The organism is Hallella absiana, from assembly GCF_025457485.1.
GTDB lineage: Bacteria > Bacteroidota > Bacteroidia > Bacteroidales > Bacteroidaceae > Prevotella > Prevotella absiana.
This window is the reverse complement of record NZ_JAMXSP010000056.1, coordinates 1-8,545: the sequence shown is the minus strand read 5'-3', so window position 1 is coordinate 8,545 and position 8,545 is coordinate 1. Positions and strand designations below refer to the sequence as shown.

Genomic DNA, 8,545 nt, shown 5'->3' with positions numbered 1-8,545 from the left:
ATGAAAGCCTTCAGGTCATGCCTGAAGGGAATAAGGGATATACCCTTCTTTTTCTATAGATGTGTTACTGTCTTTGGTTAGGCAGCGGCATCTGCCCGCCACGGACAATCCCCCTTGGGCCGTATTTCAATAAAGTCTATACGCTGAAGTATAGAAGGGTGAGGAGATACTAAAAGAATTAATTTCAAGAATAGTTTCTAAAAATCACTATTGTATTTATAATTGTGTATATTTTATATGATGCCAATAACGGCACTCAACTAAAATAACTACACAAATGGTAAAAGTGAATTTTATTCTCCGCAAGCGGGGACAGACCAATGTGGTCAAGAAAGGAAGAGTGGCATATCCAGTGTATCCAATTCTGATGAGAGTTAGTTTCAACGGCAAACGGATGGAACTGTCGACAGGACTTCATGCCTGCGAGATTCAGTGGAACAAAGAGTCCCAGCGCGTGAAGCTAGACGTGGACGGAATGATGCCTAAGAGTTATGTCAATGCCGGACTTGAGCAGTTGTCTGGTGTCGTACAGCTGGCAAACTCAGACTCATATCGCAAGGGGCAAATACTGACAGATAGGAAGGTCTCCAATGCGGTGGCTACATTGCGGGCACGACTGGCCAGAACCGTGAAACACAATGAAGGAAAAGAAAGTGCCAATGCCACAAAGCATGCTGATGAATGCGCCAAGACAAAGCGCCGCAAGTACTTCGAGGGTGCTTACCAGGATTTCATGCGCAGAGAGGGGGATTCTAAAGGATGGTCCAAGAGCACCCGTGAAAAATACAACTCCATGTGGAACCACATCACAAAGATGGAGCGGATGAAAGGGAATGGCTTCTGTCTGTCCTTTGACTTCTTCCGCGAGAAGGGGCTGGCAGAATATTTCCATTTTCTTGGGGAGTCGGAAGGGCTGAAAAACACGACAGTGAAGAAACAACTGGAGTTCCTGCGCCGGTTTCTCCACTGGGCTTTCAAACACAAGTATCACACCATCGACGACTTCAAGTACTTTACACCATACATCCGCATCGCTCAGAATGAGCCGATTTGTCTTACAGAGAAGGAGCTACACCAGCTCCAGCACTTCCGCGTTCCGGTTGAGAAGCCATCACTCTTCCGCGTGAAGGACATCTTCCTTTTTGCCTGCTACACGGGACTCCGCTATTCAGACATCGCGAACTTAAGATACGCCAATGTAACTGACGATCACATTGCCGTCACACCACGCAAAACAGGCGTATGTATCAGAATACCGCTGAACGACGGCAGCAGGGCAATACTAAAGAAGTACATGCGCCCCGACTGCAAAGGTGCAGACACCATCTTCCCCTGTCCGACCTTACAAAAGATGAACAGCCATCTGAAGACTCTCTGCCGCCTTGCCGGAATAACATCGGAGATTACCCTCGTGAGCTACCATGGCGAGAACCGGATACAGGAGACCGTCAGCAAATGCGACAAGATGAGTACCCATGCGGGGCGCAGAACATTCATCTCGCTTGCTATAGCCAACGGGGTACCACCGCAGGTGGTTTTGAAGATGACGGGCAAGCGGACCATCAAGAGCCTGCAGGTCTACATACACATAGATGAAGAACCGCAGGAGAAGGCAATGGATCTGTTGAATAAAATCTTTTCGGATGACAGCATCAGCCAGTCAGACAACAAAGATTGATTCAGTTATATGAATGTTAAAACCACCCTGTTTTGGGTGACAATTGTGAGTTTCCGATTGCCACCTGTTTTAGGGCAGGTTCAAGTACCTTTTCCCCGTGATTATCAGGTGCTTGTAACTTGCTGATTAGGTGGCAATTAACACAAAAGGACATTTGTTCTTAAATATTAAGAGACTTATAACTTCTTGATTATCAGTTAGTTATAAGTCTCTTTTTCGCGGAGAGAGAGGAACCCCCACCTTTTCCGCTAAAATGTTGTATTTCAATTGCTTATAAAGTCAAGGAATTGAGTTGTACCGTATCTGTACCGTTTTTTAGAACCTCTACAGACCCTCTACAGACCATTTCCTAACCCTGCATGACTTGAAAAACACACCCGAAGGCAGTAAACAAGCCAAAATTCAAAGATCTCTTCTATTCGGGTTCAAAGTTAGCAAAAAATGAACTAACTACCAAATATTTGAGAAACAATTTTTTATCTTGCGTTTTGGTACACGGGTAGTGCAGGGTGCGAGGTCCTATATATTATAGTGACCTTGCACCCTGCACTACCCGTGTACCAAAGCGAGGTCGATTTTAAATTTCTGCACTCAGACTGGTTACATAACATGAAATCTTTTCTCGGGTTTCTCCATGCGCTCTAACCAACTATCAAAAGCAACAAATCGCCATACACTGGAACAAGCTAATACACAAATCAAAATCTAAAAGAGAAAAGATAACATAGTTCGAAAATTATGCCTAACTTTGGACAGGATTTAAATGGTTATGAGTCTTTTAATAAAAAATCTTACCATAAAAACGTAATAATAAATATAACATCTCACTAAATATATCCTATATGGAATTGACTCCAAGTCAAACAGTACTATATGCACTCTTCAAGCATTCTGGAATACAAAAGAAAGAGTGCATTGCATTATTGACGCTCTTAGATGAGAAGGATTTGGATTACATCGCTACACAGATTGATGATCTGATGGACAACAACAGTGGGATGCTTCCAACAGAACAGGATATAATGGAAATAATATTCTCTTTCATCATGAGCGAGGACGGCACATGGCAACTTGCTCCGGCATACGACCTTACCTACGTGCTGGACTTGGGAGGCAGCCTTCCCAATGAAGACCATTGCCTGTTCATGCGTTCCAAGCTCAGTAACTTCAGCCGGGAGGACGCTGTGGCATTTGCTCATAACAACGGCATACAAAGACCCGATGCAATCATCAGGGAAGTGGCTGATGCCTTGAAGCAATTCCGTCCGATCGCAGAGAAGAATAAAGTTGGTGCAAGATGGATTGGCCGTGTGGAGTCTACCATCCTTGACAATCTGAAATCATGGGGTGAGTATGATAAGCCAACAGTATTCCTTCCCTCAGAGGTCAATGGTCATAAGATTTCTGATATCAGAATCGAACAGACCTATAGGGGCAACTATCATCTGTTAGCCAATATCGATGGTGCTGAACGTAAGTTCGTCATTGGCAAGAATAAAGAAGAGTATGCTGAAATAGAGAAGACAGGTATTGCTAATATTACTTCCGATCAACTCTTCGAAATGGCTAAAAGATTCTTTTCTTCTGCGTTGGGTCTGAAATAAGACAGCTGCCGAGATATATGACTAATACCATCATAATATTTATCGTTATAGGAATTTTTTGTGGTTTACCACAGAATTTTTTTGTGTAACATATACAATAGACGGACTAGCGGGACTAGAAAGAATAAATAGAAGTTAAAAATGACTATAATATATCCAATAATTAGTTATCAATTTTGATAATCAAAATATTTATCGTAATTTTGCACACAGATAAAAATAACATGGCTGAATAATATATGAACATAACAAGTGAAGACGAGGCTTTGTTGGAACTGTTCGAAAATGGAAAGACATCTGATAAGAAGTATAAAAGACTTCCTATAGCCGCAATCAAGGGTTATGTTAAGGCTGTCAACAAAATGAGAGCTGCCACAAGAATTGAAGACATTATGCGTGATCATGGCTTGCACTACGAAAGATTGCACGGAGACAGAAAAGATCAAGAATCCGTAAGATGCAATGATGTTTGGCGATTGATTTTCCAAAGCTCTCCTGCCGATGGCAGTATTATCATTACCGAAATAGAATTAATTGAAATATCACATCATTATGACTAAGTTTAGTTTCAATCAGGCAGTCCCATTTGAGGCAACTCATGTGGGCGAGGTGATTAAGGACGAATTGTCTGCTCGTAATATGAAGCAGAGCGAATTGTCCGAACTCACTGGCATACAGAAATCCATTCTGAATGATGTCATAAAAGGTAAACGTTCTCTGACACCTGAAATGGCATTGTTGTTGGAAAACGCTCTCGGCATTTCTGCGACATATCTCATGAACATCCAAACGCAATACGAATTGGATTGCGCCAAACAGAGCGAAAGGGTTGTGTTGCAGACAAAAATGCTGGAGATTTGGAATGTGCTCAAAGATCAAGTATCAATTCCCTTTTTCAGGAAGGCGGGTATTGTTAGAGGAAATATCATCGAGGATGTAAAACGCATCTTTGAGGTCTTTTCTGTGGATAACTTGGATGATTTCTTTGGCTTGAAGGCAGAAGAAATGGAACTTTCTTATTACCGCAAGTCAGAAAAGGTGAAAACCAATCCCGTGGACATTCTGTCTTGGAAATATTATTGCTATCATCTCTCTAAAAATGATGATTCAACTTTATGCACATTTGATAAGGGTGCAGATACAGAGATGTTGACAAGAGAGCTGAACAATGTGTTTAAAGAAAACGAAAATACGGTAATCAAGACCCAACGTGTTCTTAATAGATATGGCATTCGCTTTCTTGTAGTCAATAAGGTCGGGCAAGTTCCTGTTGATGGTATGTCCTTTTGGTTAGGATATGCACCAACAATTATCATTACAGAGAGAATTGCTTCCATTGACAATTTTGCTTTCACCACTTTACATGAGGTCGGTCATGTATTCAAGCACCTTACCCCAAATGGCAAAGCAATGATTAATCTCATAGAGGGCAAAAAGAACATCGAGGAGGCTGAAGCTGATGAGTTTGCCTTAAATGCAATTTTACCAAATGCGGAATGGAAAAAGTTCATGGCAAAAACTCGTGATGTAGTACCATATAAAATAGCACCACATATTCTGGCGGAAGCAAATAAGTACAATGTAAATCCACAACTACTATTCGGGCGTTACAAGCACGATATTGGCATATACAAGATAAAGAGATTCTTTGAAACGAAGATTCTATAACCAAACAAAGCACATAAACAGATAAGAGCAAGCGGAGATGTGCACAAAACCACCTCCGCTTTTTGAAAACAGACCAACCAACTAAAGTAAACCTGTAATGGATTTAGGTTTTTAGATTAGTTATTAGATAACTTTCTTTGGGGTTTTCCCGCCATGATGGCGTGAGGCCTTTCTTGTAACATGATAATGGCAGTGAAAAGTAAGCGTCTCCACGATTGCGTATTGTAGTCAAAATAAGAAGTGCGTATCTTTGCATCTGAAATATAAAGATGAAAGATATGTGTGAAACAGCTAAAGAGCGTTACCAGAAGGCACTGACCATTTTCGAGGCTTCACTACGCCGTGGTCGTCCGACAAAATTATCAGAGGTATGTCGCGACAACAAAGTCTATTATCGCGGCATGCTGAAATGGCTTTATCAGACAGGCCGTACAATAGCAGATATACGCAAAGGTATTACCGCCGAATCCAAGTCAGCAGAGTCTTCCAGGTCCCTGCCGTCTTTTGTAGAGATATCAGAGTCAACGGGAAACATGGAAGAAGGTCATCCTTCTCATTTGCTCAGCAATGTCACTCTTGCCATCGGCAAAGGCGTCACCCTAAGTATAGATACAGCCGATGCAGGGTCGCTGGCAGAGTTTGTCCTTAAGCTCGTCAAGGAGGGAGGAATATGTTCGGACTGAATGAAAATATGCATTATTATCTATGCACCAGGTGTGTGGATATGCGCAACGGCATTAACTGACTCTCAAGGATAGTCCGCGACGAGATGGGTCTTGCTCCTCTGGGCGGCGGTATATTTGTCTTCTTTTCAAAGAACAGGCAAAGTGTCAAGCTGCTCAGATGGGATAGTGACGGTTTCATCCTGTATCATAAACGCCTTGAACGAGGTACGTTCGAGGCACCCTCTATAAATGAGTCGACAGGACGCGCAGAGATGCCATGGAGGACATTTTCTCTCATAATGCAGGGAATCTCTACCAATTCTGTAAAATACCGCAAGAGGATGTATATTGATGTTTAGAGGTTGATATAACCTATTGATTACCAATAAAATATTTGTAAAATATCAGTCTGAAAGTTTTGTCATTACGTAAAATTTTATTACCTTTGTAGATGTAATGACAAACGCCCAGATCATAGAAAGTCTAAAGGAAGTAATCGCCTCGCTCAAGTCTCAGAACGAGGTGTACCGCCTTGAGCGTGAGCAGGACAAGCGCCAGATTAATGCGCTGCTGTCCGTTATCGCAGACTTGAGAAAGGAGATAGCCTCCCTTCGTGAAGCCATAGATGCCCGCAACAATGACATCGCGAAGGCTGAGAACATAAACAAGGGGCTGTCCAAGATAATATCCAACAAGACTGAAAAGCAGGCACCTCCGGAACCATCCGCCAAAAAGAGGAAGGAGCTGGAGACAAAGCGTGCGGAGGCTGTCAAGGCCCGTGGAAATAACGGCGCAAAGCGAAGCACCCATCCGGAGAACTCTGCACATACGAGAGTCGTTTACGTTACACCCGACACTCCCGGTTTCAATTTGTCCACCGCCACGCTTATCGGCGGCACTGATACGGAGGGTAACCCCACCGCATATCTGGAAAGCAGGAGGTACCGCTATCAAAAGGGTTATATGGAGACGGTACTCTACCGTGCGCCTCTGTATAAGCAGGACGGCCGCCTGTACCGTGGAAAGGCACCGTCAACCCCATTCCTTAACTCTTCCTATGAGTCCTCAGCAATAGCATATATCATGCGTCTCCGCTATGGCTATGCAATGCCGGTAGAGAGCATCTGCCGCATGCTCCGTGAGGACGGCTTCAACATGAGCAAGAAGACGGCTGACGGACTGCTGAGAAAGACGTCCGGCATATTGGAAAGCCTCTATCTGGCACTACGTGACACAGTCCTAAAGGCAGATTATCTTAATATAGACGAGACATACTACAGGATACTGTCTGAGAAGAAGCCTGAAACAGCGGAAAACGGCAGTGCTTCCGGCACCGGATGCAGCACAGGAAAGGACACGGTGGACAACAACGGTTCTTCCCTTGCAGGCATGCCTGCCGCACGGGGATCAAGAAAAGGCTACATGTGGCTCGTTGCAAGCAGACAGTTGAAACTCTCCTACTTTATATACGATTGCGGATCAAGGTCGCAGAAGGTCATACTCGACGAGCTTACCGGATTCCACGGCTGCGTGCAGTCTGACGGCTACTCTGCTTACAAGAAGCTGGAAACAGATGATTACAAAGACATACAACGAATATCCTGCCTGCAGCACATAAAGAGGAAGTTCCTTGACTGCGGAGAAAATAATACAGAGGCAAGAAAGATGGTCAGGATGATCAACAAACTCTACAGGAAAGAGCACAGTCATAAGGACGACAAGAACTGGACTGCAGGAGACAACCTCAAGTGGAGACAGGAATACGCCCCTCCAATACTCAAGGACATAAGGGAAAAACTTGACACGCTTCTCGCACTGCCGGACAAAGACCTGCCACCGAAGAGCGACCTTTATACGGCAGTACATTATATGGACAGCGAGTGGAATGCTGTGAAAGGCATCTTCACTCGCGGCGACACCTCGCTGGACAACAACCTCTGCGAGATGCAGAACCGGTATGTCTCCAAGTCAAGGCGCAACTCACTATTCTTCATAACGGACGATGGTGCCAAGAGAGGGACAATGTTCTACTCGCTGACATTGTCCTGCATGCTTAATGGCATCGACTCCTTCGAGTATTTTACGGATGTCATAGACAGAGTTGCAAGGATGAAGCCCAAAAGTCCAGTTGAACAATACCGCGAACTACTGCCTGACAAGTGGAAAAAGCAAGATTAGAGTGAAAACGCCCCATGGCAAAAGATGTCATGGGGCGTTTTTTTAACAAGTCTACACAAATGCGGAGACACTTACGAACATTTTTAAATTATAATAGGCTAATCTTGTTCATTAAATTGATATTTTTTCGCTAATTGTTCTTCCCAATCGCCTGGGAGATCAATACGATCAGCCCAGTATGGTTTTCCACGCTTTCCATTTTGCCCATGATACAATGCATCTTTAGAAGGTGAAGGATTGTCTTCTTCGTAGAACACGATATGAGGATAGTCATTACCCCATATACCTTGTGGACACAAGGCATCATAGAGTATGCATAGATTGCGATGTGACCATTCCGCTATATTGACATTATTGCTTTCCTGCTCTTGACGGAAAAAGGTTTGACGCTTCTCCTCAAGAAAAGAATGCATAATATTATCAGTTGAAACGACTGGATTCCCGTCATGAGCTAAGTGCTTTTGGCAGAAACTATTATACTCCCTATAGAAGATTAAGAACCATGAAGCTCGCACTATCCTCTTCCATTTACATGTTTCGTAAACATAGTAATAACCAGGGCCAATTCGGCGCCAGAATTCAGACTCACTGCCTTTAGTATAGAACAGCAAAGCCTCTTTTACAGGAATATTGGGCCCAAGGGGGATTGTCCGTGGCGGACGGATGCCGCTGCCTAACCAAAGAACTTGATATGATAGCGTGCTAAAACTATTTTTTTTGCTTACCTTTGCGGTCATGGAACAAGAAAAGAT

At 43.5% G+C, this 8,545-nt stretch carries 8 protein-coding genes; 7 read left to right on the top strand and 1 reads right to left on the bottom strand.

Going from position 1 to position 8,545, the window contains the following annotated elements:
• Nucleotides 1-277: 277 nt before the first annotated feature.
• The 7 genes from NG346_RS14045 (at nucleotide 278) to NG346_RS14020 (ending at nucleotide 7,793) form a co-directional block, all read left to right on the top strand.
• Nucleotides 278-1,678, top strand: a complete 1,401-nt coding sequence (locus tag NG346_RS14045) for a tyrosine-type recombinase/integrase (protein ID WP_262281159.1) — start codon at nucleotides 278-280, stop codon at nucleotides 1,676-1,678.
• Between the two features lie 1,022 nt (nucleotides 1,679-2,700).
• Nucleotides 2,701-3,282 carry a HipA domain-containing protein gene (locus NG346_RS14040; protein ID WP_262288891.1) on the top strand — a complete coding sequence of 194 codons (582 nt, stop codon included), beginning with the start codon at nucleotides 2,701-2,703 and terminating at the stop codon, nucleotides 3,280-3,282.
• Nucleotides 3,283-3,521: 239 nt separating this feature from the next.
• Nucleotides 3,522-3,842, top strand: a complete 321-nt coding sequence (locus NG346_RS14035) for a type II toxin-antitoxin system RelE/ParE family toxin (RefSeq protein WP_262281161.1) — start codon at nucleotides 3,522-3,524, stop codon at nucleotides 3,840-3,842.
• Nucleotides 3,835-4,950, top strand: coding sequence for a HigA family addiction module antitoxin (locus tag NG346_RS14030; RefSeq protein WP_262281162.1), 1,116 nt, complete (start codon nucleotides 3,835-3,837; stop codon nucleotides 4,948-4,950). The genes NG346_RS14035 and NG346_RS14030 overlap by 8 nt, the downstream gene beginning before the upstream one ends.
• 269 nt (nucleotides 4,951-5,219) lie before the next feature.
• Complete coding sequence (locus NG346_RS14025; protein WP_262281163.1) at nucleotides 5,220-5,633, top strand: hypothetical protein; 414 nt, start codon at nucleotides 5,220-5,222, stop codon at nucleotides 5,631-5,633.
• A gap of 71 nt (nucleotides 5,634-5,704) precedes the next feature.
• Nucleotides 5,705-5,974 carry an IS66 family insertion sequence element accessory protein TnpB gene (gene tnpB, locus NG346_RS14675; RefSeq protein ID WP_396266836.1) on the top strand — a complete coding sequence of 90 codons (270 nt, stop codon included), beginning with the start codon at nucleotides 5,705-5,707 and terminating at the stop codon, nucleotides 5,972-5,974.
• A 97-nt stretch (nucleotides 5,975-6,071) separates the two neighbouring features.
• Complete coding sequence (locus tag NG346_RS14020) at nucleotides 6,072-7,793, top strand: IS66 family transposase (protein WP_262281164.1); 1,722 nt, start codon at nucleotides 6,072-6,074, stop codon at nucleotides 7,791-7,793.
• Nucleotides 7,794-7,891: 98 nt separating this feature from the next.
• On the opposite strand, the gene NG346_RS14015 is transcribed toward NG346_RS14020, so the two are convergent.
• A partial coding sequence (locus NG346_RS14015) for a hypothetical protein (protein WP_262288890.1) occupies nucleotides 7,892-8,545 on the bottom strand: 654 nt, incomplete at its 5' end.